The organism is Bacillus sp. EU55 (genome assembly GCF_038005925.1).
Taxonomy (GTDB): Bacteria; Bacillota; Bacilli; order Bacillales; family Bacillaceae; genus Bacillus; species Bacillus velezensis.
Map to the genome: position 1 here is coordinate 2,448,465 of NZ_JBBOUE010000001.1, position 23,758 is coordinate 2,472,222.

At 47.9% G+C, this 23,758-nt stretch carries 26 protein-coding genes; 1 reads left to right on the top strand and 25 read right to left on the bottom strand.

Features of this window, described 5'->3' with window-relative positions; translation table 11 throughout:
• Positions 1-28 precede the first annotated feature (28 nt).
• Genes NYE50_RS12520 through NYE50_RS12550 form a run of 7 tightly spaced genes read right to left on the bottom strand, consistent with a single transcriptional unit; the run spans position 29 to position 5,606 of the window.
• On the bottom strand, positions 29-1,006 hold the full coding sequence (locus NYE50_RS12520; protein ID WP_014418241.1) for a bifunctional biotin--[acetyl-CoA-carboxylase] synthetase/biotin operon repressor: 978 nt from the start codon (positions 1,004-1,006) through the stop codon (positions 29-31).
• A complete protein-coding gene (locus tag NYE50_RS12525) occupies positions 991-2,181 on the bottom strand; it encodes a CCA tRNA nucleotidyltransferase (protein ID WP_159354312.1) in 1,191 nt (396 codons plus the stop codon). Before NYE50_RS12525 ends, NYE50_RS12520 begins: the two co-directional genes overlap by 16 nt.
• Before the next feature lie 4 nt (positions 2,182-2,185).
• Positions 2,186-3,319: an N-acetyl-alpha-D-glucosaminyl L-malate synthase BshA gene (bshA, locus tag NYE50_RS12530; protein WP_015240093.1), complete on the bottom strand. Its 1,134-nt coding sequence runs from the start codon at positions 3,317-3,319 to the stop codon at positions 2,186-2,188.
• A complete protein-coding gene (bshB1, locus tag NYE50_RS12535) occupies positions 3,316-4,029 on the bottom strand; it encodes a bacillithiol biosynthesis deacetylase BshB1 (protein WP_159354313.1) in 714 nt (237 codons plus the stop codon). The genes bshA and bshB1 overlap by 4 nt, the downstream gene beginning before the upstream one ends.
• A complete protein-coding gene (gene mgsA, locus NYE50_RS12540) occupies positions 4,022-4,435 on the bottom strand; it encodes a methylglyoxal synthase (protein ID WP_003153499.1) in 414 nt (137 codons plus the stop codon). Before mgsA ends, bshB1 begins: the two co-directional genes overlap by 8 nt.
• Before the next feature lie 23 nt (positions 4,436-4,458).
• Positions 4,459-5,262 carry a 4-hydroxy-tetrahydrodipicolinate reductase gene (gene dapB / locus NYE50_RS12545; protein WP_003153497.1) on the bottom strand — a complete coding sequence of 268 codons (804 nt, stop codon included), beginning with the start codon at positions 5,260-5,262 and terminating at the stop codon, positions 4,459-4,461.
• 8 nt (positions 5,263-5,270) lie between these two features.
• A complete protein-coding gene (locus tag NYE50_RS12550) occupies positions 5,271-5,606 on the bottom strand; it encodes a nucleotide pyrophosphohydrolase (RefSeq protein WP_003153495.1) in 336 nt (111 codons plus the stop codon).
• 142 nt (positions 5,607-5,748) lie between these two features.
• Here NYE50_RS12550 and NYE50_RS12555 point away from each other — a divergent pair, with 142 nt between their 5' ends.
• A complete protein-coding gene (locus tag NYE50_RS12555; protein ID WP_003153493.1) occupies positions 5,749-6,621 on the top strand; it encodes a YitT family protein in 873 nt (290 codons plus the stop codon).
• A 23-nt stretch (positions 6,622-6,644) separates the two neighbouring features.
• Here NYE50_RS12555 and NYE50_RS12560 read toward each other — a convergent pair whose 3' ends face one another.
• The 18 genes from NYE50_RS12560 to trpE form a co-directional block, all read right to left on the bottom strand.
• Positions 6,645-7,820: an oxalate decarboxylase family bicupin gene (locus NYE50_RS12560; RefSeq protein WP_159354314.1), complete on the bottom strand. Its 1,176-nt coding sequence runs from the start codon at positions 7,818-7,820 to the stop codon at positions 6,645-6,647.
• A gap of 29 nt (positions 7,821-7,849) precedes the next feature.
• Entirely contained in the window at positions 7,850-8,632 is a 783-nt protein-coding gene (gene ypjB, locus NYE50_RS12565; RefSeq protein WP_025649791.1) for a sporulation protein YpjB, read from the bottom strand.
• 67 nt (positions 8,633-8,699) lie between these two features.
• Positions 8,700-9,293, bottom strand: coding sequence for a DUF1405 domain-containing protein (locus NYE50_RS12570; RefSeq protein ID WP_014721418.1), 594 nt, complete (start codon positions 9,291-9,293; stop codon positions 8,700-8,702).
• Between the two features lie 107 nt (positions 9,294-9,400).
• The gene (locus NYE50_RS12575; RefSeq protein ID WP_159354315.1) at positions 9,401-10,168 is read right to left on the bottom strand and encodes a menaquinol-cytochrome c reductase cytochrome b/c subunit; all 768 of its coding nucleotides are present in this window, start codon (positions 10,166-10,168) and stop codon (positions 9,401-9,403) included.
• Between the two features lie 31 nt (positions 10,169-10,199).
• Positions 10,200-10,874, bottom strand: a complete 675-nt coding sequence (gene qcrB / locus NYE50_RS12580; RefSeq protein ID WP_003153485.1) for a menaquinol-cytochrome c reductase cytochrome b subunit — start codon at positions 10,872-10,874, stop codon at positions 10,200-10,202.
• A gap of 1 nt (position 10,875) precedes the next feature.
• A complete protein-coding gene (locus tag NYE50_RS12585; RefSeq protein WP_003153484.1) occupies positions 10,876-11,379 on the bottom strand; it encodes a ubiquinol-cytochrome c reductase iron-sulfur subunit in 504 nt (167 codons plus the stop codon).
• 137 nt (positions 11,380-11,516) lie between these two features.
• Complete coding sequence (locus NYE50_RS12590; protein ID WP_003153483.1) at positions 11,517-11,963, bottom strand: YpiF family protein; 447 nt, start codon at positions 11,961-11,963, stop codon at positions 11,517-11,519.
• A gap of 54 nt (positions 11,964-12,017) precedes the next feature.
• A complete protein-coding gene (locus NYE50_RS12595) occupies positions 12,018-12,557 on the bottom strand; it encodes a ReoY family proteolytic degradation factor (RefSeq protein WP_003153482.1) in 540 nt (179 codons plus the stop codon).
• A 73-nt stretch (positions 12,558-12,630) separates the two neighbouring features.
• The gene (locus tag NYE50_RS12600) at positions 12,631-13,902 is read right to left on the bottom strand and encodes a tetratricopeptide repeat protein (RefSeq protein WP_014418250.1); all 1,272 of its coding nucleotides are present in this window, start codon (positions 13,900-13,902) and stop codon (positions 12,631-12,633) included.
• 317 nt (positions 13,903-14,219) lie between these two features.
• Complete coding sequence (gene aroA / locus NYE50_RS12605; RefSeq protein WP_095272869.1) at positions 14,220-15,506, bottom strand: 3-phosphoshikimate 1-carboxyvinyltransferase; 1,287 nt, start codon at positions 15,504-15,506, stop codon at positions 14,220-14,222.
• 11 nt (positions 15,507-15,517) lie between these two features.
• Positions 15,518-16,633 carry a prephenate dehydrogenase gene (locus tag NYE50_RS12610; protein ID WP_172870081.1) on the bottom strand — a complete coding sequence of 372 codons (1,116 nt, stop codon included), beginning with the start codon at positions 16,631-16,633 and terminating at the stop codon, positions 15,518-15,520.
• A 51-nt stretch (positions 16,634-16,684) separates the two neighbouring features.
• Entirely contained in the window at positions 16,685-17,767 is a 1,083-nt protein-coding gene (hisC, locus tag NYE50_RS12615) for a histidinol-phosphate transaminase (RefSeq protein WP_014418253.1), read from the bottom strand.
• Positions 17,768-17,778: 11 nt separating this feature from the next.
• Positions 17,779-18,576, bottom strand: a complete 798-nt coding sequence (gene trpA / locus NYE50_RS12620) for a tryptophan synthase subunit alpha (protein ID WP_017418034.1) — start codon at positions 18,574-18,576, stop codon at positions 17,779-17,781.
• A complete protein-coding gene (gene trpB / locus NYE50_RS12625) occupies positions 18,569-19,771 on the bottom strand; it encodes a tryptophan synthase subunit beta (RefSeq protein ID WP_172870082.1) in 1,203 nt (400 codons plus the stop codon). The genes trpA and trpB overlap by 8 nt, the downstream gene beginning before the upstream one ends.
• Positions 19,752-20,405: a phosphoribosylanthranilate isomerase gene (locus NYE50_RS12630; RefSeq protein ID WP_172870083.1), complete on the bottom strand. Its 654-nt coding sequence runs from the start codon at positions 20,403-20,405 to the stop codon at positions 19,752-19,754. Before NYE50_RS12630 ends, trpB begins: the two co-directional genes overlap by 20 nt.
• Positions 20,406-20,409: 4 nt before the next feature.
• Positions 20,410-21,162, bottom strand: a complete 753-nt coding sequence (gene trpC / locus NYE50_RS12635; RefSeq protein WP_172870084.1) for an indole-3-glycerol phosphate synthase TrpC — start codon at positions 21,160-21,162, stop codon at positions 20,410-20,412.
• Entirely contained in the window at positions 21,155-22,171 is a 1,017-nt protein-coding gene (trpD, locus tag NYE50_RS12640) for an anthranilate phosphoribosyltransferase (RefSeq protein ID WP_172870085.1), read from the bottom strand. Before trpD ends, trpC begins: the two co-directional genes overlap by 8 nt.
• Positions 22,143-23,690: an anthranilate synthase component I gene (gene trpE, locus NYE50_RS12645; RefSeq protein WP_159354319.1), complete on the bottom strand. Its 1,548-nt coding sequence runs from the start codon at positions 23,688-23,690 to the stop codon at positions 22,143-22,145. Before trpE ends, trpD begins: the two co-directional genes overlap by 29 nt.
• Positions 23,691-23,758: the final 68 nt, after the last annotated feature.

Sequence of the window (23,758 nt, forward strand, 5' to 3'; positions counted from 1 at the left end):
AAATTCACGAGGCTTGTACCAACTAAGATTAATTGAGCTCAATATCGGCAGAATAGATCTTCTTTATACCGTCTCTCGTTTCCAGGAGAAGAACTCCCTCATCATCAATGCCGAGCGATTTCCCGTAAAACGTTCCTTGCAGCGTTCTCGCTCTGAGCTCGTTCCCCAGTCCGACCGCATAGCTTTCCCATAGCAGCTTGATCGGTGTAAAGCCGTGGTTCAAGTAATCCTGATAGCGTTTTTCAAAAGTCAGCAAAATCTCTTGTATCAGACCCGCTCTGTCAATTTTTTCGCCAGCTTCCATGCTCAGGCTCGTCGCAATGTCCTGAAGCTCGCCGGGAAAATCGGCTTCCTGCTGGTTCACGTTGATGCCGATCCCGAGAATAACCGAACGGACACGGTCTTCTTCCGCCTGCAGCTCAGTTAAAATCCCGACGGCTTTTTTGCCGTGAATCATTAAATCATTCGGCCATTTAATGGCGGGCTGTATACCTGTAAAAGCCTCGATGGCCTGAACGACCGCAACGGCGGATAACAGGGTGAGCTGCGGCGTTTTTTGCAAAGGAACGTCGGGTCTCAGAATGAGGCTCATCCAAATCCCGTTTCCCTCCTGTGAATGCCACACTCTGGCCATTCTTCCTCTGCCTGCCGTTTGTTTATCGGCGACTACGAGCGTCCCTTCCGGCGCACCGTCATTGGCAAGTTCATGAGCGGTTTTTTGGGTGGACGGCAGGACGTCCCGGTAATGAAGCTGTTTGCCCAAAACCTCTGTTTTCAGCCCGAAACGGATTTCGGATTCACTGAGTTTCCCCGGTTTTTTAATGAGCCTGTACCCTTTTCGTCTGACCGCCTCAACCTCATAGCCCTCTTTGCGGAGCTCCTCTATATGTTTCCAAACGGCGGTTCTCGAGCAGCCGAGCGCGTCACTTATTTTCTGCCCGGAGATAAAGCCGTCACCCGCCTCAGAAAATAAATCAATTAATCGGGTTCTTAATGTTGATCCCATGATGCGAGCCACTCCTTTATGTCATGTTTTCGGTTAGGGAGCTTCCCTGCCAATACCGCTTCTTTAATCCGGCGAAGTTCTTCGGCCACCCATTTACCCGCGCGGCGGTTTCTGAGCTCCATCAGATCAGCGCCTGAAATGTCGAGGTCTCGAAGGCTTTTGATCGGCAGCTGCTCATACAGGCTCTGAACCTCTTTCAGCTTTTGTTCATCAATCGTCTTATGCTTTTTCAGCATCCCGATTTTAACGGCTGAAAACAGCGCCTCTCCCGCCCGGTACATCGCTTCCGCTTCCAGCTGCGCCGGATAAACGCTTATGATCTGCACCGCTTTTTTTATGACTTTTCCCGGCAGTTTCCATTGTTTTAAAAACGCCTCGGCGCTTTTCGGACAAAGACCGAGAAACAATAACAGCGCTGCCCAGCGTTCTTCGCGTGCATCTAAAGAAGAAAACGGAAATCCGCTCGCTTCAAGCATTTGCTGCTCATAACCGGAAAGGCCGGGCAGCTCTTGTATCAGACCTGTTTGCACCATCGTTTGGATCGCTTCTTGTGAGGAAGCGCCCTGCAGCAGCTTTTCAAATTCGACGGTCTTTCGTTCTACTGATACATGTGCCAAAAGCTCCCTGTCTTTTATGACGGCCTCTCTTGTTTCTTTTTCTAACAGAAAGCCGAGCTGACTCATAAAGCGGACGGCTCTCATCATCCGCAGAGCGTCTTCCCGAAAACGGTCTTCAGGATTACCCACCGTACGGATCAGCTTTTGACCGATATCATGCGCGCCTCCGAAATAATCAAGCAGCTCTCCCTCGGCAGACATCGCCATCGCATTTATCGTTAAGTCTCTCCGCTTTAAGTCTTCTGATAAAGAAGTAATGAACCGCACAGCTTCAGGGCGCCGGTAGTCCTTATATTCTGATTCGGCGCGAAAAGTGGTGACTTCATAGGTTTCATCTTCCCACAAGACGATTACGGTGCCGTGCTCTTTTCCTACATCGACAGTCCGCTTAAAGAGGCGCTCCACCTCATTCGGCGAAGCGCTGGTTGCGATGTCCACATCACCTATTTTCCGTTTCATATAGCTGTCTCTGACGGCTCCCCCGACAAAGTACGCCTGATGGCCCGCCTTCATCAGATGATGAAGGATGGGGAGGGCTTTGACAAATTCCTGTTCCATAAGATCACTCCGGTCCTGCCAATTCGTCATAAATCCGTTCATACTGACTGACGATTCTTTGCGAAGAAAAGGCGGTCTCCACCATTTTCAGCGCATGGTCAGTCAATCGTTTGCTGAGCTGTTTATCTTCTAAAACGGCAAGCGCTTTTTCAGATGCCGCCTGAATATCGCCGACTTCCACCAGAAAACCGCTTACTTGATCTTTAATCACTTCCGGGATTCCGCCGATATTTGTTCCGATGCACGGCACGCCGCAGGCCATCGCTTCAAGGAGGACGAGTCCGAAACTTTCTTTTTCAGACAGAAGAAGCTTAAGGTCGCTGATGGAATACAGCTCTTCCACCCTGTCCTGATTTCCGAGGAGCAGCACTTGATCCTGCAGTCCGTATTTTTCGACAAGCTGCCAAGCGACGCACTTTTCCGGCCCGTCGCCGACAAGCAGGAGCTTCGCCTTTGTTTTGGCTGCGATATTACGGAAAACACGGATGACATCTTTAACACGTTTTACTTTTCTGAAGTTCGAAACATGGATGACGACCTTTTCATCCGGCAAAATGCCATGTTTCTCTTTTATACTCTCTGTATTTTTCTTAAGATAAACACGTTCATCAATAAAGTTGTAGATGGTCTCAATTTTTTTATCCGGCTTGATTAAGTCATATGTTTCTCCGGCAAGCGCGGTTGATACCGCCGTCACTCTGTCGGACGCTTCGATGGCAAAACGGATTAAATCCTTTAATGACGGATCATATCCTAAAACGGTGATGTCCGTACCGTGAAGCGTCGTCACGATGCCGATGTCGCGCTTGAGCATCTGCTTGGCGAGATAAGCGCATACCGCATGCGGCAGCGCATAATGCGCGTGAATGATATCAAGATTTTCCCTCGCGGCAACCTCGGCGATTTTGCTCGCCAGCGTAAGGTCATAAGGCGGATATTTAAATACCGCGTATTGGTTGACTTCCACCTCATGAAAATGAATATTCGGATGATATGTATTTAATCTGAACGGGATGCTTGATGTGATGAAATGAACCTGGTGCCCTTTTTCCGCAAGCAGCTTGCCGAGTTCCGTCGCAATAATACCCGAGCCTCCGACACTCGGGTAGCATGTAATCCCTATTTTTAATGGTCTCATTGTCCGCCCCCAAAAACATCATCATTCAAAACGGGAAGCTGTTTTGAAAAGAAGCCTTCGGCATACCCCGTCCCGGCTTCTTTGCCATACAGTCTTTCCCTCGCTTCCACCATTTCGATATAACCGTTGGTCAGCGGTGTGTTCACTGACTGCGCCGTAGGAATAAACTGGCTTTGATAGGCGTGCAGGCTTTCTTTTTTCAGATCGATGGTTTCCGTTATGTCGATTACAAAGTCCGGACGGTGAAACCCGTTGATCATATAATAGTATACGCGCTGAGCCTTATGAGCCGGCAGTTCCTGGTGATCTCTGTATTTATGAATTCCCGCCGAGAACACCGCTTCTTCGACCAAAGCCGCCGCATTGCCGTGGTCAGGATGGCGGTCTTTCGGATAAGGCATGAAAACGGTTTTCGGCCGGCAGGCTCTGATGACACTGACAATCCGGCGGATGCCGTCCTCACTTTTCAAAAGCCCGCGGCCGGGAAGCGTAAGCTGGATTCTCTCTTTTACGCCGAGAATTCGGGCCGCCTTTGCCGCTTCTTCTTTTCTTATCCCTACCGTTCCGTTAGATGATAGTTCGGCCTCGGTCAAATCGCATATCACCGCGGTTTTTCCTTGAGCCGTAAATTTTGCGATCGTGCCGCCCATACCGATCTCGACATCATCACTATGGGCGCCGAACGCCAGAATATCAACGTGTTCAGACATTCGGTTCTCCTCCGCGCACAAGATTGCGGAAATCAAATGCCCCGCCATCCAGCGTCCGGACGAGGATTTCCGCTGTTCCCATATTTGTGGCGAGCGGGATCGCGTATACGTCACACAACCGGATCAGCGCCGAGACATCCGGTTCGTGAGGCTGCGCAGTTAACGGATCGCGTAGAAAAATGACGAGATCCAGGGCATTTGCTGCAATCAATGCGCCGATTTGCTGATCTCCGCCGAGCGGGCCGGATTGAAAACGTTCAACAGACAATCCGGTCGCTTCCTGGATTTTCAGGCCCGTCGTACCTGTCGCGTATAACTCATGATGGCTCAGTATATCTTTATATGCGGTCGTAAACTGAACCATATCCTGCTTTTTTTTATCGTGAGCAATCAAAGCAATTTTCATTTGATGTTCTCCCCCTTGCCGATTCAGTCGATAATATTTTCGAGTCCGTATACAAGCTGGTCGATTTTCATCACTTGCTCCACTGACAGCTTCACTCCTGACATAAAGGAAGCCCGGTTATAGGAGTCATGGCGCAGTTTCAGCGTCTGGCCGTCCATGCCGAACATGACTTCCTGGTGGGCGATAAGGCCCGGCAGACGCACGCTGTGAAGGCGGATGCCGTTTAATTCAGCACCGCGGGCGCCCGGCAGAATTTCTTTTTCATCAGGATGGCCCTGCTGCTTTTCTGTACGGACGCTTGAGATCATTTCCGCTGTTTTCAGCGCCGTTCCGCTCGGGGCATCCAGCTTTTGATCATGATGAAGCTCAATGATTTCTACATCTTCAAAATAGTTGGCGGCCATTTGTGAGAACTTCATCATCAGCACCGCGCCTAATGCAAAGTTCGGAGCGATGATGGCGCCGATTCCTTTTTCTTCAGTCAAGGCTTGAAGCTCCTCTAAATCCGCTTCAGAAAATCCGGTCGTTCCCACAACGGGGCGGACGCCGTGTTCAAGAGCGGCTTTCGTATGTTTTTTGCCGATTTCAGGCGTTGTCAAATCGATCAGCACATCCGGTTTTGTTTCTTGGAAACATGCGCGGATATCCGTATAAATAAGAGCGTCTGAATCAGCTGACATCACTTCCCGCAATGTTTGCTGATCGTATGTATGGTCAATGGCGCCGACAAGCTCAAAATGAGGCGTGCGGACGGCAAGTTTTACGGCCTCCTGGCCCATTCTGCCTCTCGGTCCGGCAATGACGACTTTAATGGTTTCATTTGACATGGTTTCTCCTACTTTCCTTCTTCTTTTCTAGTCCAGCGGTCTTTATCACGTGTATTAAATTTATGCATGACGCGGTTATGAGCTTCCTCCAATGAAATATCAAGGGAGTTGGCGAGGCAGATCAGGACGAACAGCACATCACCCATTTCCTCTTCCATGCTTTTCTCATTTTCCGTCGTTTTCTTCGGCTTTTCACCATAATAATGGTTGACTTCTCTTGCAAGTTCGCCCAGTTCTTCCGTGAGACGGGCCATCATGGCAAGCGGGCTGAAATAGCCTTCTTTGAATTGGCCGATATATTCATCGACCTCAGCTTGTAAGTCTTTCATCGTTTTGTCACTCACTGTGCGAATACCTCCTGTCATCTCTTCCATGTTAGCTAATTCAAGTACATTTGACAAATGTTAAAAACGGCAGTTTGCTGTTTTCTTTTGTATCCACTATAATATTTACGCAATCTTATGGAAGGAAAAGGGGTTTGATGCAATGCTTGGAGAAATCAGAATCAAAAACATTTGCTTTATTTTAATCGGCGCCGCTGTTTTTTCATTCGGACTGGTTCACTTTAATATGCAGAACAATTTGGCGGAAGGCGGATTTACCGGCATTACGCTGCTTTTATATGCGTTATTCCACATCAGCCCTTCTATTTCCAACCTGGTATTGAACATTCCTATCTTTTTCATCGGCTGGCGTATGCTCGGCCGGACGATGTTTGTCTATACCCTGATCGGCACCGTCTCTCTTTCTGTTTTTCTGAGTGTTTTTCAGCGCTACGAAATTCATATGCCGCTGTCCCATGATTTAGCGCTGGCCGCCTTGTTCGCCGGTGTATTTATCGGCGCGGGTCTCGGCATTATTTTTAAATACGGCGGCACGACGGGCGGGGTCGATATCATCGCCAGGCTGATCAACAAATTTTTCGGAATCCCGATGGGCCGGACGATGTTTGCCTTTGACGCCTGTGTCATTCTTCTTTCTTTGTTTACGTATCTTTCTTACAAGGAAGCGATGTACACGCTTGTAGCCGTTTTTGTCGCTGCGAGATTGATTGATTTTATCCAGGAAGGCGGCTATGCCGCAAAAGGGGCAACGATTATTTCTTCGAAAAATGATTTGATCCAGCAAAAAATCATTGAAGAGATGGAGCGCGGCGTCACCGTTTTGAAAGGACAGGGATCATATACAAAAGAAGACAGGGACGTTCTTTACTGCGTCGTTCCGAAAAACGAAATTGTGCTTTTGAAAAGCGTCATCACTTCCGTTGACCCGCACGCCTTTGTTGCAGTAAGCGACGTCCATGATGTGCTCGGCGAAGGATTTACGCTTGATGAAAATAAAAATCCGATCAGACGATAATAAAAAGGCGGCTTTTGCCGCCTTTACTGTTCGTATTTCCATTTGACAACCGGTGATTTTTTCTTTTTCAATCGGCGGGCGAATGCCGGACTGACATTGAGCGTCTGCTCGACGAAGCGCTGCGGCGTCAGTGCCAGCCATTGGTTTAAAGAGACGTCTTCGAAACGGTCGCTTTTGAAGATTTCCAGAAAGCGAAGCACGGTGTCACCGGTATTCTGAACATAATGTCCCATTGCAAAAGGAACATATCCTACGTCACCCGCTTGATAGTTAAATGTCCGCGCTCTTCCTTCCGCCGCAAACACCGTCATTTTTGCTTCTCCTGAAAGATAATACTGCCACTCGTCCGTATTCGGATGCCAATGCAATTCTCTCATGCCCCCGGGTTCGACCTCCACAAGAGCTGCGGCAATCGTTTTTGACACCTTAAACGTTTTTGAATCGACAATCTTTACTCTTCCCCCGCTGGTAACAAGGGGCTCCTGCCGGGAAAGCTTGTAGCTGAACGGCTCCAAAACGGTGCCTTCCGGGGAAGAAACTGCTGCCTGCTCAATAGGGGGAGGCGGTTTCAACTGGAACATGTAACGCTCTTTCTTGTGAATATAAGCCAACTCATAACCCGGAACACCGAAGTTCGCCTCCAGCACGCTGCGCGGGGTGTGGGCAAACCAGTCCGTTACTGAAAAGGTGCTGTTTTCTGAAAAAGAGCCGTCATCAAAGACGAGCAAAAACTCACTTCCCTGCTCTAATCCTTGAATGGAATGAGGTATGCCGGAAGGAAAATACCACAGATCCCCTTCACTGACATTATCAATAAAATTCCGCCCATTTTGATCGACCGCGGTTAAACGGACTCCTCCGTTAATCACATATCCCCATTCGGCTTCTTTATGCCAATGAAGCTCCCGCACAGCTCCCGGCTTCAGTCTCATGTTCACCGCCGCGATGTTTTTGGATACCGGCAGTTCCCTTACCGTCACCTCTCTGGACCATCCTCCGTCTTCAAGCCTCATATGCGTATCAGAAAATGAGAATTTCAAATTTTGAACCGTTCCTGCATCCGTTGAAGGCGGAACGAGCATGTCAGGATTCTGGAAGTCACGCGCGAGGTTTCGCGGTCCTTCGTCAGTCGCCCCTTTTCTGCCTCTGATCGGCTGCGGGAGGTGTTTTGAAGCCAATTGCTGGATGAGTTTTTTCACTGGCTTAGCTCCTTTACAGCAATTTCTGTTTATTTAGACTTAGGATACTCACGCTTTTTCTCTTTCTTTTTTTCCGCTCTGTATTTTCGGTAGCCGACATATGTCAGCGCAGTAATAATGATACCGCCTGTTGTCAGAATGACCCAGAGCAGCGAAGGATCAGCGTCATCCCGCTCCACCTTGTCAAAAACCCGCTTTAAATCCTGCTGCAGGAGCGTCAGACGCTCAAGCTTTGTTCCTTTTGTCATCTGCTGAAACCCTTCCTGCTCAATTACCTCGATATGTTTCGCCACCGTATCAAGCTGGCCGGCCGACACATCCATTGTCAGGCTGGGATAAATTAAATCATATAATGATATAAATTCATTCCACTTTTCATTGAAATTTTCACTTCCGTTTCCGCTGACATCTTCTTTTAAGGCGCTGAATGTCGCCATAATCGGTCTTTCAAGCGAACCCCACAGCGGATCGGAGTGGTCTTCCATCGCATCCATTACCAACCTGAACTGGGCGGCTGCCCGGATTTTTTCGTTATCTGAGGCGTCTGCCTGTTTCAGAACGCGCACTAAATCATTGAAACCCAGAGTCACCTGCCTGACTTCGGCGCCGTTCAGTGAGTTTACGTGTGTCATTTTTTTCTTAAAGTAGCCAAGCACTTGCAGAGCCTCATCATACTGCGAATGCCGCGTCATTTGGAAAACGGTATCCGAAAGGTCGTTCAGTTCCTTGAGACCGCCCTCATCTTCAGCTTTGGCAGTTGTGATGAAACACATAAGAGCAAGTAAAAGACAGATCGTCAGCTTTCGTTTCATAGAGGTCCCTCCCACTCCTTCTCTTTACAGAATATGAGGAGCGGGACAAGGTTAGACCAAGATTCTATCAGTGTAAGTCAAGCTTTATCCGTCTTTTGGAAATCACCAAATAGTATGCAAGGCTGAGTGAAAATATGCTCAGCCAGAATGTAGCATAGCCGATCTCTTGCATATAGTCATTGAGCATTGAGTAGCGGGGCATCATGCCGAAAAGATAATCAATGACATCATTATGAAGCGTCCAAACAGCGGCAGCGGCAAGATGCCATAACCGGAACCGAAAATACGGGCTGTATAAAACGCCTTGAACGGCCATGGCAAAATGTGAAGCAATCAGCATGTACCCTTCCCAAGGCATCTGCCCCATTTTGGCCAGCACAAAGACATTCATTCCGACCGCCCACAGCCCGTATTTTACAAGAGTTACAAGAGCCAGCGCTTCAAACAGCGGCGCGTTTCTTTTCATGAGAAATGCCAGAAGCACGAACAGGAAGAAAAACGTCGCCGTCGGGCTGTCAGGCACAAATATCAGAAATCGGAACGGCGTGTCCGCAAGCTGAGGCACATACCAATAATAGCCGTACACCGTACCGATAAAATTAACGGCAAGAACAAGCAGAAGCATGCCGCGCAACCCTAAAAGATAAGAAATCCACCTCATACCATCAACTCTCAGTCCGTAAAAAGTATGTATCATGCAAAAAAAGCTGACATCCGGTCAGCTCTTTTCATAAAAGTATATCCTGCTATTGTCTGCTTCACAATACGTTATTTCGCTGTCGTTTCAGAAATGAACTTCGCCAGCTGATCAAGCTGTTTGTCATTCCCTTTAAAAATACCGGCTGGCATCTGCCCTTTCCCTTTGACGGCGATTTTTTTAATTTCTTCCGGGCTCAGCCCGTTATCGACCAGGGACGGACCGGCGCTTCCGCCTTGAAGATTATCCCCGTGACAGGAAATACAGCCTTGTTCTTTAAATACCTTATAACCGTCTGATTCAGTATCAATGGCGGCTTCTTTTTTGATTTTCCCTTGCTCCTCCGCCTTCGCCCAGTCATGCGTCGCGACTGACTGCCACGTTAAAAAGACCGTAGCGCAAAGCGCCAAAAGCATCATGCCGACCGCAACCGGACGCTTCCACGGCCTTCTTTCAGACCCCCTGTCGAGAAACGGAGCCAAAAGCAGCGACCCGAAGGCAAGACCCGGTATAATCATCGCGCCGATAACGGTGTAGCTCCCTGCGGCATATTCATATTTTAATAGCTGGTATAAAAATAGAAAATACCAATCCGGCAGCGGAATATACCCTGTATCCGTCGGGTCCGCCACCCGTTCTAAAGGCGGCTCGTGCACAATCGTTAAAACGAGAAATCCGACGAGGAAAACGGCCCCGACCATCCATTCTTTCAGCAGGAAGTTCGGCCAAAACGCCTCTGTCTTTCCAGGATACTCTGAATAGTCTTTCGGTATATTCGGTTTTTTTTCAGCCGGTACCCTTGAATCTCCTACAAACTTCATTCCTTTCCCCCGGTGCATGTCATCCCCTCCCTTTTATATCAGATTTGTATTAAAGCGGTCCTGAAATTCCCTGCTTGCGGATCATGACAAAGTGGGCGCCCATGAGCGCAAACAAAGCGGCAGGGAGAAAAAATACGTGAATCGCAAAAAATCTCGTCAGCGTTTGGGCGCCGACAATATCGTGGTGGCCGGCAAGAAGAGTTTTCACCTGCGCTCCGATCAATGGCGTCGCCTCCGCAATCTGAAGACCTACCTTTGTCGCAAACAGCGCCTTCATATCCCACGGAAGCAGATACCCTGTAAAACCGAGACCGAGCATCACAAAAAAGATCAGAACACCGACGATCCAGTTCAATTCCCGAGGCTTTTTATAAGCTCCCTGAAAGAAAACCCGCAGCGTATGTAAAAACATCATCACAATGACTAAACTTGCGCCCCAATGGTGCATACCCCTTACAATCTGCCCGAAAGCGACTTCATTCTGCAAATAATACACGGATTCCCACGCGTTTTTTATATCCGGCACATAATACATCGTTAAAAACATCCCGGACAGCACTTGGATAACGGTTACAAAAAACGTCAAACCGCCGAAACAATAGACAAAAGCCGAGAAATGGTGAGCGGGATTTACATGTTCCGGCACTTCATGGTCGGCGATATCCCGCCACATCGGCGTAATATCGAGACGTTCATCCACCCAGTCATAAATTTTATTCAGCATGTCACCCTTCCCCCCTAGGCTTTGCTTTTCCAAGATACAAAAAGCCGTCCTTTACTTTTTGCTCATAACGGTCAAGAGGCGCGAGCGGCGGTGTGCCCGGAACGTTCGTGCCGTCTTTTTCATACAGCCCGTAATGGCAGGGACAAAAGAATTTGTTCGGATTTTTAGGATCATTGTTCCAGTTTACGGTGCAGCCCAAATGCTTGCAGATCGGTGAAAGCGCTATAATTTCATCCCCATGCTTGTAAACCCAGGCTGACCTGGATTCTTCCGATTCGTACCAGGCGTCGACTTGATGAATTTTAAAGTCAAACCGCTTCGGCTCCTTCGTCAGCTCATCCACACTGACAACCTGCACCATTTTTTGATCTCCCGTCGGTTTTAATACCGGGTCCAGCGCAAAACGGACCATGGGCATAAGCGCACTGGCGGCCATAAATCCCCCCACGCCGGTGAGCGCATAGTTTAAAAATTGTCTTCTTGATATATCTTGTTTTCCGCCCATCTCTTCCCCCCCTAAAGATTGACCAAAAATTAACTAAAATAGAAAATAATTCAGAGATTTGACACCCTCATAATATATGAATCTTTCAGCAAGGTCAACAGAGGCAAAACGGGTGTTTTGCGGGATGTATGGAGTTTTTAAGAATTGTTCCACTTCTGTAACAAAACGTTCAAAATTTCTCCGCACTTGTCATCCGCTATTTTTCTCTTTAAAGAGTCTTTCATATGTTCAAACGGAACGGCAGGTATGTATATGACATCAGACCCTATTTCAGAATCCTTCCATTTTTCGTCTGCCGTCAGGAACAAGGCGTGCCGGAAGTTGGTCATCACCTCTTCTTTGAGTTTTTGAAGCAGGGCGATTTGTGATTGGTCTATATCAACATATGTATAAGAGGGGAATAAATATACCCGTCCCTTCAATTGGCGCTCAAGCTCTTCAGAAAGCAATTGGGTGCTTTCCCCCTGTTCAACGGCCTCTTTTAGGCCTCCTGAAGATGTTATGGAAATTAACGGAATGACAGCGGTATCAATGTAATCCGCAGATTGTAAATAGGCATCGGCATCAGCGGCCCTCCATCTCATGTCTCGTTCCTCCTCTTTACGCAACAAGCCTTGCATACTCTGCAAGGCTGTCATTTATGTGAGCTGATTCAATTGGCGGGAAAGCTTTTCAAATGTTTCTTTGTCGTGGCGGTCCAGCGCCTCGTCGATATCTTTAAGCAGCTTTTCCCGCTGGAAAGTGGAAATGGCATGTTCTAATATTTTTTCGGCCATTCCCTGATCCTGTTTATTTTCAAACAGGTCTTTCGGCAGATGCGGATTTGATTCAAGAACAGCGGCATATTCCGGTGAGCTGTAGGCCGAACGGAAATTCAGCTGGATAAATAAATCCTGCTGTTTATTTAACCGGATGTCGTGAAAAGATTTTTCCGCGTCCGTAGTCATGACATTTTCTTTGTAAAACCTAAACGGCACCTCATCAACGCAATGAGTAGACATGATAATGCCTCGCGGGCAAAATTCAGCTTGTTCTACAAAATGGACTTTTTCCATTAATGAATCATGACTCATTAAATAATTTAAAATCCAGACGCACTCCCGGCGTTTAAGCTGATAATGATTTAAAAACCAACGGATAAAATCCTTTTTTTCATTGACAGAAACAGGGGTCTGCATGTAATTCCCTCCTCTATCGATCGTATAATCTGACATCACTTATACATTCAGCAAGCATGGTCCAAAATCCTGCTTATCTTAAAAATTCATCCTCTATCCGTAAGATTGTTTCTTCAAGCTCTTCGTTTGTTCCATCCATTGAAAGCACTTGTTTTAAAAGCGGCAGCGCTTCTTTCTGGAGGCCCTCTTCCAATAAGAAGTGAGCGTATTCATATAAGAAATCCCGATCATCCTGATAATGGAGATACGCAGCTTCGAAGCTTTTTTTCGCTTCAGCGTATTGCTCAAGGCCTGTATAGGCACCCGCCAAATACCAATTGTATTTCGGATCTTCTTCTCCGTAGCCGCGGACTTCCTGAATCAGATCAATAATCTCTTCAAAGCTTTCTTCTTTATGATAGACGGCTAAAAGCGTATGGAGCGCTTCCACGTAACCCGGATCGAGCGCCAGCGCTTCCTGAAGAAGCTTTTTGCCTTCCTCTTCGTTGCCGAGCTTTAACGCCATTTTCGCCGCATAGAGAAAAAGCTCTTTATTGTATTCATCGTAAGTAATACCTTCTTTAGCGGTTTTTAATGCATCTTCATACATGCCTTCTGCCTCGTAGCTTTTTGCAAGCGGCATATAAAGCGATGAATAGGAAGGATCAAGCCCTTTTAAATCAGACAGCTGCTTGATGGCTGTTTTGACCATTCCCGCCTGATAGGCTGTGAACCCGTACCCGAAAATCGTATTCGGTTCTGTATGTTCTGCCGCCGCTTTTTCATACCATGAAATCGCTTCCTCAAATTCGCCCGCCGCGCTCAATGACTCAGCCAGCCTCTGATGAACATTTACGCCGCCGATTTCGTGCCGTTCTTTTGCCGTCTCTTCATAGTACGGAACGGCTTTTGCGTATGACCCCTGAGTGAAGTATAATTCCCCCAGAGCGAAATCAATAACAGGTTCATCTTGTAACATCGCTTTCGCCTGTAACAGCTTTTGCTCACTTACTTCAAATAAGCCCTGCATCTGATACAGATCAGCCATTAAAAGAAGGCTTTCCGCGTAAGACGGGTCTTCCGGAGAAATCGTCTCCAGCACCTCAAGAGCTTTTTCTTCTTCATCAATATCTATTAACAATTCGGCGTAAAAATTCGTCAGCTCAGACTCATCCGGATAAAGGTCATGCAGATCACTGATCAGCGCTAACGCTTTTTCGGCGTTTCCCCATTCATAGTAGAGCTGGGCTGCAATGGCTTTGTCTTCGTCATGAAGCTGCGTTTCAGCTTTTGAAAGCGCTTTGAGTCCCTTTTCGGTTTCACCTGCTTCAACTAATTTTATGGCTTCTTGAATCAATGTATTCAAATCAGACCGGTCCTTTCTTTTCCTATACCTCATCAACCAATGAAAAGGGTTTTTATTCGGGTTATTCTTATCATAATTCAGACAGGGCCTGCCCGCAAATAAGATGCTTCACCCGGCATTATAGTTTATCAGAAAATGGTTAAGAGGAAAACGGCAAAAAAGGGGACGGCATCTTTATACGCAAACAGCGCAATTTGTTCCGGCTGTTTCTGTAACGAAAACGCATTCCCCCTTTCTTTTATTTTTCTGTTTAAGACAAGCTATGTCAAAGCCCAAGATTTTATGACTCATGAAGAAAAAAGCCCGAAGAATCGTCTTCAGGCTTTTTTGGCTAATTGATCTAAATGCTCAAAAAATGACGGATATGAGACATGGATCGCCTCAGTATCACGGATGTCAATCGGCTCTTCTGTCAGGCATGAAGCGATACCGAGCATCATGCCGATGCGGTGGTCGCCGTGGCTTGACACATCGGCTCCGCCCGCAAGCATTTTTTTGCCGTGTATTTTCATGCCGTCTTCAGTCGGTTCAATGTCTGCACCGATTTTCCGGAGCTCTGATACGACGGTGTCGATCCGGTTCGTTTCCTTCACCTTCAGCTCCGCAGCGTCTTTTATGACAGTTGTGCCTTCAGCCTGCGTTGCCAAAAGGGCGATAATCGGGATCTCGTCAATTAAACGGGGAATGATTTCTCCGCCGATTTCTGCCGCTTTCAGATCTGAAGACTCAATAACCAGGTCTCCGTAAGGCTCCGCGCTGTCCGCTTCTGAAGGAATCACTTCAAGTGAAGCCCCCATTTGCTTTAAGACATCAATCATTCCCGTGCGTGTCGGATTCAGGCCGACATTTTTCAGCACAATCCGGCTTCCGGGAACGACAGCGCCTGCGGCGAGGAAAAAGGCCGCTGAAGAAATATCGCCGGGCACGAAAATATCAGCCCCCCGAAGCTTCTGACCGCCCGTTACGGAAGCGCTCGTCTCCGTTTCCGCAAGCTCGGCGCCAAAAGCGTTCAGCATCCGTTCCGTATGGTCTCTTGATTTATGAGGCTCAGTGACGGTCGTCGTCCCTTCAGCCTGCAATCCGGCAAGCAGCACGGCGGATTTGATCTGCGCGCTTGCAACAGGGGAGACGTAATCAATGCCTTTCAATTGTCCGCCTCTTACGGATAAAGGCGTAAATCCTCCGTCCGCTCTTCCGTCAATCGCGGCTCCCATCTGTTTTAAAGGCTCCGTCACCCTCTTCATCGGGCGCTTTGCAATACTTTCGTCGCCCGCTACCGTACTGTGAAATGGGCGTCCGGCTAAAATGCCGAGCATCAGGCGGATGGTCGTGCCGGAATTTCCGACATCAAGAAGGCTGTCAGGCTCACAAAGTGCGTCAATGCCCTTCCCGTATATCGTTACATCACTTCCGTTTTGTTCAATGGAGACACCCATTTTTCTGAAGCAGGCAATGGTGCTCAGACAATCGGCTCCGGGCAAAAAGTTTTTTACCGTTGTCGTTCCTTCCGCAAGCGCTCCGAACATAACAGAACGGTGGGAGATGGATTTATCCCCCGGAATATGAATTTCACCGTTTAAAGACGTCACTTTTTCTCTTTTCAATGTTTTCCACCTCAGTCAGCGTAAAATGTGTCATATTTAGCGCGGGATTGAATGCAGGTTTCCGCCCGCTTCCTGTCATCATCAGTCTGGAAACTGATTCTGAGAATTCCGTTAATATCTTCTCTTGTTTCGATAATGCGGATGTTGGTGATACTGATTTTTTCTTCTGCCAATATCGCCGTAATTTCCGAAATGACCCCCGGATGATCGGGAACATCGACATAAAGGTCATAAAAGGACGGGATCGCTCCTTTTTGACGGAGCGGCAGACCGTCGCGATAATCTTTCGCTTTTTTAAAATATCCGAACAGGCTGTCCGCATCTTCATTTTCTACATAAGATTCGATCGTGTCAATCTCCCGTTTCCATTCTTCGAAGCGGTCAAGCAGTTTATCTTTGTTATGAAGAAGTATGTCCCTCCACATCGCCGGACTGCTTGAGGCGATCCTGGTGATGTCCCGAAAACCGCCGGCTGCGAAACGTTTCAAAAACGGATAATCTTCTTCAGCATGATGAGCCTGATGTACGAGGCTTGCAGCAACGATATGAGGGAAATGGCTGATGACGCTCGTTACGCCGTCATGCTCCTCGGGAGTCATCTCCACAAAGTGGGCGTTTGCCGCTTTCAAGAGTTCCTTCAGATGCGTTACTGACTCTTTAGAAGTTGATTTTCCGGGTGTTAAAATGTAAAACGCATTTTCGAATAAAAATTCTTTCGCGGCAGCGGCCCCGGATTTATGAGATCCCGCCATCGGATGGCCGCCGACAAATTGATAGTGAGCCGGAAGCACTTTGTCGGCGTAGCTGACGACTTTCTGTTTCGTGCTGCCGACATCCGTAATCAGGAGTTCATGGGTGATGTCTGATGCGGCCAGCACATCGAGCATTTTCAGCGTTTGGGCGACAGGCGTGGCGATAATGACAACAGACGCTTGCTGCGCCCCTTCCGTAAATGAGCCGGCCCGCTCGTCAATAATTCCGAGCTTCAGCGCGGCAGTGAGCTGTTCTTCCGAAATATCCACACCGATAATCCGTTTATGCGGATGCTCCTTTTTGATGGCCAATGCGATCGATCCGCCGATCAGCCCGATCCCCGCAAGCAATATAGTATCCTTCATTTCACTCATTTCCTTTTTCAACTATTTTAATAGAGCAAAGAGGTGATGCCTGATCACCTCTTATAATATTGCAGCTAAAATTGTGAGAATTTCCTCATTCTGCTCTTTCGTACCGACCGTAATCCTTAACGCTGTCGGAAATCCGAGCGCCTGTCCTGAGCGGACGATATATCCTTTTTCCAACAGGGCTTGGAACAGTTCATCCGCCGGGCGGTTAAAATCAATGAGCACAAAGTTGGTTTGTGAAGGATAACAAGTTAATCCGTGAGTTTCTGCAAAATCATAATACTGCTTAAGGCCTGCTTTATTTTTCTCGACGCATTCCTGAATAAATGTCTGGTCATCAAGCGCTGCCAGTGCCGAAGCCTGACCGATTCTGCTCGTATTGAACGGCTCTCTCGCCGGTTCAATCTGGCGGATCAGCGCTTCGTCCGCAATGCCGTATCCGACACGCAGCGCGGCAAGTCCGTACGCTTTAGAGAAGGTGCGGAGGATCATGACATTCGCATATTGCTTTAAAAGCGGAATGCTTTCTGGGTAATCTTCCGCCGTAACATACTCGTAGTACGCTTCATCAAGTACAACGAGTATATGCTCGGGAACTCTGTTTAAAAAGGCAATTAGCTCTTGCTCAGAAGTATATGTCCCCGTCGGATTATTGGGGTTGCATACCCATATGACTTTCGTCTTGCCGTCAATTGCTTCCAGCATCCGGTCCAAATCATGAGCGCCGTCACTGCGGAGCGGCACCTCGCGCACCTCAGCGCCTTCAATCACCGCATTGTGTCTGTATTGCGGGAAAGTCGGGGCGGCGGTAATCGTGTTTGCCTGATCATTTAATAAAGAACGGCAGATAATCTGCACAAGCTCATCAGAGCCGTTGCCGAAAATAATAGAAGATTCACTGACCTGCAGATGCTCACTGAGCCGCGTTCTCAAAGCGGCACTGTAACCGTCGGGATACAGCGCAAGCTGCTCAATCTCCTGATGCAGCGCATCTTTAGCGGCCTGTGAACAGCCGAACGGATTTTCGTTAGAAGCGAGTTTTACTACTTTCTCAAGCCCGTATTCCATTTTCACTTCTTCTATTGGTTTGCCCGGCTGATACGGTTTCAGCTGCCGCAGCTGTTCTTTAATCTGCAAATCCAGTCACCTCATTTTACACTGTACAGTCGTCCGAACGTCTTTGCGTATTCTTCAAATTCAAGAAGCGCATCAGCTCTTGTTCCGGGATTCACAAGCTTTGTTTTAAGCTCTTCAACTTTTTTGACAAGCGCGCTGCCGACAACGACACCGTCAGATATTTCATTCATCCTGTCAACCTGTTTGCGGTTTGAAATGCCAAAACCGACCGCCACCGGAACAGAGCTGAATTCTTTCACCTTACGAATGAAAGAGTATACAGACGGATCGAATTCGCTGCGTACGCCCGTCACTCCTAAAGAGGATACACAATACACAAAGCCGCAGGCCTGTTCAGTAATTATTTTCAAACGGTCTTCACTTGTCGGCGCAACCAGTGAGATATAAGCGATGTTCTCCTTTTTGCATGTCATTTGCAAAAGGGCGCTTTCCTCTAATGGAAGGTCGGGTACAAGCAGACCGTCTATGTCGTTTTCCCGCAGTAAAGCGAAAAAGTATTCTTTTTCTAATTGTAACACAGGATTATAATACGTAAAGAGGATAATTGGAATATGAACGCCGTTTTTTTTCATTTTGCCGCCAAGTTCAATTGCTTTTACGATATTCATTCCGTTTTCCAGAGCCCGTTTTGAAGCCCGTTGTATGACGGGTCCGTCCGCGAGCGGATCTGTGTAAGGAACGCCGATTTCAAGGGCAGAAGCGCCTGCATTCTGCAATGATATTGCCAGCTCAACAGAAATGTCAGGAAGCGGATCGCCAGCTGTAATAAAAGGGATAAATAATTTTTCAGAATCTCGCAGATTAAACATGTGTCTCCACCCCGTTTTCCAAAACATTCATCAGCGTATGAACGTCTTTATCTCCTCTTCCCGATAAACTGACGAGAATGATTTTATCTTTATCCATGTCTTTTGCCATTTCAAACGCTTTTGCCAGAGCGTGGGCAGATTCAATAGCCGGAAGAATACCCTCTGTTTCAGAAAGCAGACGTAACGCGGCAATCGCTTCATCGTCTGTCACGCTTTCGTACGTTACACGGCCGCTTTTATGCAGATAGGCGTGCTCAGGGCCGATCCCCGGGTAATCAAGGCCTGCTGAAATGGAGTACGGTTCGATTATCTGCCCGTATTCATCTTGTATTAAATAGGTCATTGAACCGTGAATCACCCCGAGCGTCCCTTTTGCGATCGTTGCCGCATGCAGCGGCGTATCAATTCCTTTTCCGGCCGCCTCGGCGCCGATCAGCTCAGTATCTTCGTCTAAAAAGGCCTGAAAAATGCCCATCGCATTGCTTCCGCCGCCGACACATGCAACAATCTTATCCGGGAGCGTTCCTTCAACCCGGCGGAGCTGTTCTTTCGCTTCCTCGCCGATGATTTTCTGGAATTCGCGAACGATATACGGATACGGGTGCGGACCCACTACAGAACCGATAAGATAGAAATGATCTTCACAATGCTGGACCCAATACCTGATTGCCTCATTCGTCGCATCTTTCAGCGTGCCGTTGCCGCTTGTGACCGGCACCACTTCCGCACCGAGCAGTTTCATCCGGAATACGTTCAGCGACTGGCGCGCAACGTCTTCTTCACCCATAAAAACCGTACACTTAAAACCGAATTTTGCGGCGGCTGTCGCGGCAGCCACACCGTGCTGTCCCGCACCGGTTTCGGCGATGATTTTCGTTTTGCCCATCTTTTTGGCAAGCAGAATCTGGCCTAGCGCGTTGTTAATTTTATGAGAGCCGGTATGGTTTAAATCTTCTCTTTTCAGATAGATTTTCGCCCCTCCCAAATACTCTGACACCCTGTCTGCGAACGTTAATGCGGTCGGTCTTCCGGAGTAATCAAACAATAGCTTTTTATATTCGGCATGAAAAACGGGATCATTCTTTAATTCTGTGAAAGCCGTTTCGATTTCCTCAAGGGGCCGCATCAATGTTTCAGGGACAAATTTGCCGCCGAATTCGCCGTATCTTCCGATTTCATTTGGATATGGATACATAGTGATTCATCCTTTCTTCTAAAAGCCGGATCAGTGTTTGATCCTTTTGTCCGTTTTTTTCAATTCCGCTGGCAAGATCTATACCGCACGGACGCGATCTCAGTAAGCCTGTAATCGTTTCAGGATTAACGCCGCCCGCGATAAAACAGCGCTTGTTTGCATTTTGAGCCTGCTTTCGGTACAAGGGGACACGGGCCCATGAAAACGCGATTCCCGTGCCGCCTCTCATTCCTTTTACTGAAGAATCAATGACATAGCCGTCGACAGCAGGTGCAAATTGAGCCATCTGACGGAGCGTCCCTTCCCCGTGATGGAGCGCTTTCCATATCTCCGAGCGCACAAGCGGACGGAGGCGGCGGGCATCCTCAGGCGATTCATCACCGTGAAGCTGGATGACGTCAAGTGCCAGATCAGAGGCGATTTGCGCGATGTTTTCTATCGTTTCATTTACAAATACTCCGACATGTTTCTTGTCTGTCCGGACCTGCTCTTTCCATTTCCGGACCTCATCCGGCGTTACTCTCCGTTTGCTTGCGGCAAAAATAAATCCCAGATAATCCGCTTCTGAAGCTGCCGCAAGTTCATAATCACGCTTCGATCGTATTCCGCAGTACTTTAACTCAGGCTTTTTCATATCGTCACTCCCCGAACAGTCCGCGGATCGCCTTTTGCTGCGAATCCTCTCTCATTAAGGATTCTCCGGCCAATACAGCCTGCGCCCCGTGCTTGTTGACGAATTGCAGGTCAGCCAAAGAACCGATGCCGCTTTCGCTGACCAGCAGGCAGCCGTCCGGTACAAGCTGCGCTATTTTTTCCGTTTGCGAAACAGAAGTACGGAACGTTTTTAAGTCCCGGTTGTTTATGCCGAGAATGTCCGGCTGAAACACTTGTAAAATCCGTTCAAGCACAGTTTCATCATGGACTTCAACGAGAACGTCCATGCCCTTCTCGCGGGCTTCCAGATAAAGCTCATGAAGCTCTGAAGGTTCCAGCGCTTCCCCGATCAGCAAAATGGCATCGGCGCCGATCCTGAACGATTCCTCCACCTGAATGGAATCAATAATAAAATCTTTTCTCAGCACGGGAAGAGACACGGTTTGTTTAACATCTGTCAGAAATTGATTTCTCCCCTGAAAAAAACGGGTATCCGTGAGAACTGAAAGGGCGTCGGCTTTAGCCGCTTCATAATCCGCCGCAATCGTTTCCGGAACAAAATGCTCTTTAATCAATCCTTTAGACGGCGAAGCTTTTTTCACTTCGGCAATCAGCCCGATAAAACGGTTCGGGTTCAGGAGCGCTTTTTTAAAGGATCTCCGTTCAATTTGACAGGTTTCCGGCAGCACGATGGATTTAATTTCTTCTTTTTTCTGCTGAATGATTTGATCAAGCATACATTTCTTCCTCTTTCTGTTTCAGACGTTCGAGCTGCCTTTTGGCATCTCCGTTTTGAATCGCTTCTAAGGCGGTTTTCATTCCTTCTTTCAGATCGTTTGCAAGACCTGCCGTATAAATGGCCGCGCCCGCATTTAAGGCGGTAATATGCAGAGCGGATGACGGAGCTTTATTTGCAAAAATATTCTGAATGAGGAGCGCGCTTTCTTCCGATGAACTCACTTGAATATCCTTCAATGAACCTTCTGCAAAACCGAATTGTTCAGGTGAAACGGAATATTCCAGACGTTCACCGTTTTTCAGTTCAATGATATCGGTCGGTGCTGAGATGGACAATTCATCTAATCCGTCACGGGCAGAGACAAGCATGACGTGTCTGACATCAAATTGTTCCAAAGCGCTTGCCATCAGGCGCGCTTTATCAAATGAATAGACGCCGATCACCTGCCGCTTCACCTGCAGCGGGTTGCTGAGCGGGCCCAGCAGATTAAATACGGTTCGGAAGCCAAGCTCTTTTCTTGCGGCGGCGACGTGCTTCATTGACGAATGAAACAGCGGCGCAAACAAAAACCCCATTTGTTTCATTTCAATGCTGCGTTTAACGCTTTCTGGAGTGGCTTGAATGGAAACCCCCAGCTTTTCCAGCACATCCGCGCTGCCGCTTTTAGACGAAACGGAGCGATTTCCGTGCTTGGCAACTTTAGCTCCGGCGGCAGAAGCTGTAATCGCCGCTGCCGTGGATATGTTAAACGTAGAAATCCCGTCTCCGCCTGTTCCGCACGTATCAACGACATCCGCCAAGCCACCTGATGTCTGTGCCCGCGCCCGCATCACTTTTACAAATCCGGCAAGCTCCTCCGCCGTTTCACCCCGGTGGGCTAATACCGATAAAATCCCGCCGATCTCAGACTGCGACATGTCCCCGTTCATCATCATCTCCATCAGCTTTTCGGCTTCTCCAATTTTCAGCGTACGGCCATTAACGCACGATTGCAGAAATTTGTTCATCCGTCTTCTCCTCCCCGCCAGAAAAGATGTCTTCTGCGATTTGAATCGTTTTTAAAAGCGCCCCCGCTTTGTTACAGCTTTCTTCATATTCGGCTTCCGGGACGGAATCGGCGACTATTCCCGCGCCCGCCTGCACCGATGCCGTACCGTTTTTGACACTCATGGTGCGGATGGTAATACACGAATCAATCGACCCGTCAAATCCGATATAAGCGATACATCCGCCGTAGGTTTCTCTGGAAGTCGGTTCTAATTCATTTAAAAGCTGCATCGCGCGGATTTTCGGAGCGCCCGTGAGTGTTCCTGCCGGGAATGCTGACATCAGCGCGTCAACGGGATGGACGCCCTGTTTTAAACGGCCGGTTACAACAGAGATGATGTGCATCACATGTGAAAAAGAAACGACCTTTGTGAATTCCGGAACGGCTACGGAACCGTACTCCGCAACTCTGCCGATGTCATTGCGCGCAAGATCGACGAGCATGTAATGTTCAGCTTTTTCTTTTTCGTCATTCATCAGCTCTTTTTTCAGGCGTTCATCTTCTTTTTTTCCGGCGCCCCTTCTTCTCGTTCCGGCAATCGGATGAATTTCCAGGTGCCTGTCATGCACGCGGATCAGACGTTCAGGCGAACTCCCGACAATGTCTCTGTCAGGCAGTTTGATATAGTACATATAGGGTGAAGGATTGATGATGCGGAGCACCCTGTACAGCTCAAATGAATGTCTGGATACCGGAATGTCAAACTTTTGCGAAAGCACCCCTTGAAAAATGTCTCCCGCTTTTATATATTCTTTCAGTTTATTGACGCCGGCCATAAACTCTTCTTTCGTATAATTGGATGTCACATCGGCAAAACTTGGCGTGTCAAACGTTTCTTTAGAAAAAAACGGCTCTTTCATATCTTTCGATTCTGTCAAAATACCGATAAGCTTACGAAGCTCGGCGCAATTTTCTTTAAAAACGGCCCGCTTTTCTTCCTCCGTCTCCCGACCGTTAAGCTCCGCATATTGAATGAAATGCACTTGTTTCGTTTCGTGGTCGTACGCGATGATTTTCCGGCAGACAAACAGCATACATTTTTTGAAATCTGTTACTTTCGCGTGGCTTGGCACGGAAGGCTCAATCAAAGGAATCATGTCATAGCTCAGATAACCGACCGCCCCTCCCGAAAATGGGATATCAAGCTCGGGTGTTTTAATGCGGAAGCTCTCATTCATCCAGTCAAGCACGGCTTTTAATTCTCCGGCTTCAAACAGCGTATGCCCATTTGGATCAGCGGCAGTGAATGTGTTATGACTCTCTTTAATCGTGATAAAAGGATCAAGGCCGATAAAAGAGTATCTCGACCAGCTTGACGACTCATCCTTGCTTTCTAAAAGATACGTAATGTTTCTGTCCAGTTTTTCAACCATCTGAATGGGTGTGATCGTGTCGACCGTAAAAGTCTCTGCGATTGGAATGGTGCGGTGTGTCAGACTGTCCTTTAAAAATAAAGAAACATCCGATTGTAAATTCATGATTCTCCTCCTTACGGTAAGGAGAATGAGATGAAGAGTGAGAGGAGTCTTGCGTATAAGAAATAAAC

Excerpts from the sequence above, each read along its gene's own strand:
- NYE50_RS12525 (WP_159354312.1), bottom strand. The coding sequence starts at position 2,181 with ATGGAACAGGAATTTGTCAAAGCCCTCCCCATCCTTCATCATCTGATG.
- mgsA (WP_003153499.1), bottom strand. The coding sequence starts at position 4,435 with ATGAAAATTGCTTTGATTGCTCACGATAAAAAAAAGCAGGATATGGTT.
- NYE50_RS12630 (WP_172870083.1), bottom strand. The coding sequence starts at position 20,405 with ATGAAAAAGCCTGAGTTAAAGTACTGCGGAATACGATCGAAGCGTGAT.
- NYE50_RS12570 (WP_014721418.1), bottom strand. The coding sequence starts at position 9,293 with ATGAGGTGGATTTCTTATCTTTTAGGGTTGCGCGGCATGCTTCTGCTT.
- bshA (WP_015240093.1), bottom strand. The coding sequence starts at position 3,319 with ATGAGACCATTAAAAATAGGGATTACATGCTACCCGAGTGTCGGAGGC.
- trpE (WP_159354319.1), bottom strand. The coding sequence starts at position 23,690 with ATGAATTTACAATCGGATGTTTCTTTATTTTTAAAGGACAGTCTGACA.
- bshB1 (WP_159354313.1), bottom strand. The coding sequence starts at position 4,029 with ATGTCTGAACACGTTGATATTCTGGCGTTCGGCGCCCATAGTGATGAT.
- NYE50_RS12595 (WP_003153482.1), bottom strand. The coding sequence starts at position 12,557 with ATGCAGACCCCTGTTTCTGTCAATGAAAAAAAGGATTTTATCCGTTGG.
- trpC (WP_172870084.1), bottom strand. The coding sequence starts at position 21,162 with ATGCTTGATCAAATCATTCAGCAGAAAAAAGAAGAAATTAAATCCATC.
- trpD (WP_172870085.1), bottom strand. The coding sequence starts at position 22,171 with ATGAACAAATTTCTGCAATCGTGCGTTAATGGCCGTACGCTGAAAATT.
- NYE50_RS12520 (WP_014418241.1), bottom strand. The coding sequence starts at position 1,006 with ATGGGATCAACATTAAGAACCCGATTAATTGATTTATTTTCTGAGGCG.
- ypjB (WP_025649791.1), bottom strand. The coding sequence starts at position 8,632 with ATGAAACGAAAGCTGACGATCTGTCTTTTACTTGCTCTTATGTGTTTC.
- trpB (WP_172870082.1), bottom strand. The coding sequence starts at position 19,771 with ATGTATCCATATCCAAATGAAATCGGAAGATACGGCGAATTCGGCGGC.
- dapB (WP_003153497.1), bottom strand. The coding sequence starts at position 5,262 with ATGTCAAATGAAACCATTAAAGTCGTCATTGCCGGACCGAGAGGCAGA.
- NYE50_RS12575 (WP_159354315.1), bottom strand. The coding sequence starts at position 10,168 with ATGCACCGGGGGAAAGGAATGAAGTTTGTAGGAGATTCAAGGGTACCG.
- NYE50_RS12590 (WP_003153483.1), bottom strand. The coding sequence starts at position 11,963 with ATGAGATGGAGGGCCGCTGATGCCGATGCCTATTTACAATCTGCGGAT.
- qcrB (WP_003153485.1), bottom strand. The coding sequence starts at position 10,874 with ATGCTGAATAAAATTTATGACTGGGTGGATGAACGTCTCGATATTACG.
- trpA (WP_017418034.1), bottom strand. The coding sequence starts at position 18,576 with ATGTTTAATCTGCGAGATTCTGAAAAATTATTTATCCCTTTTATTACA.
- NYE50_RS12610 (WP_172870081.1), bottom strand. The coding sequence starts at position 16,633 with ATGAGTGAAATGAAGGATACTATATTGCTTGCGGGGATCGGGCTGATC.
- NYE50_RS12555 (WP_003153493.1), top strand. The coding sequence starts at position 5,749 with ATGCTTGGAGAAATCAGAATCAAAAACATTTGCTTTATTTTAATCGGC.
- NYE50_RS12585 (WP_003153484.1), bottom strand. The coding sequence starts at position 11,379 with ATGGGCGGAAAACAAGATATATCAAGAAGACAATTTTTAAACTATGCG.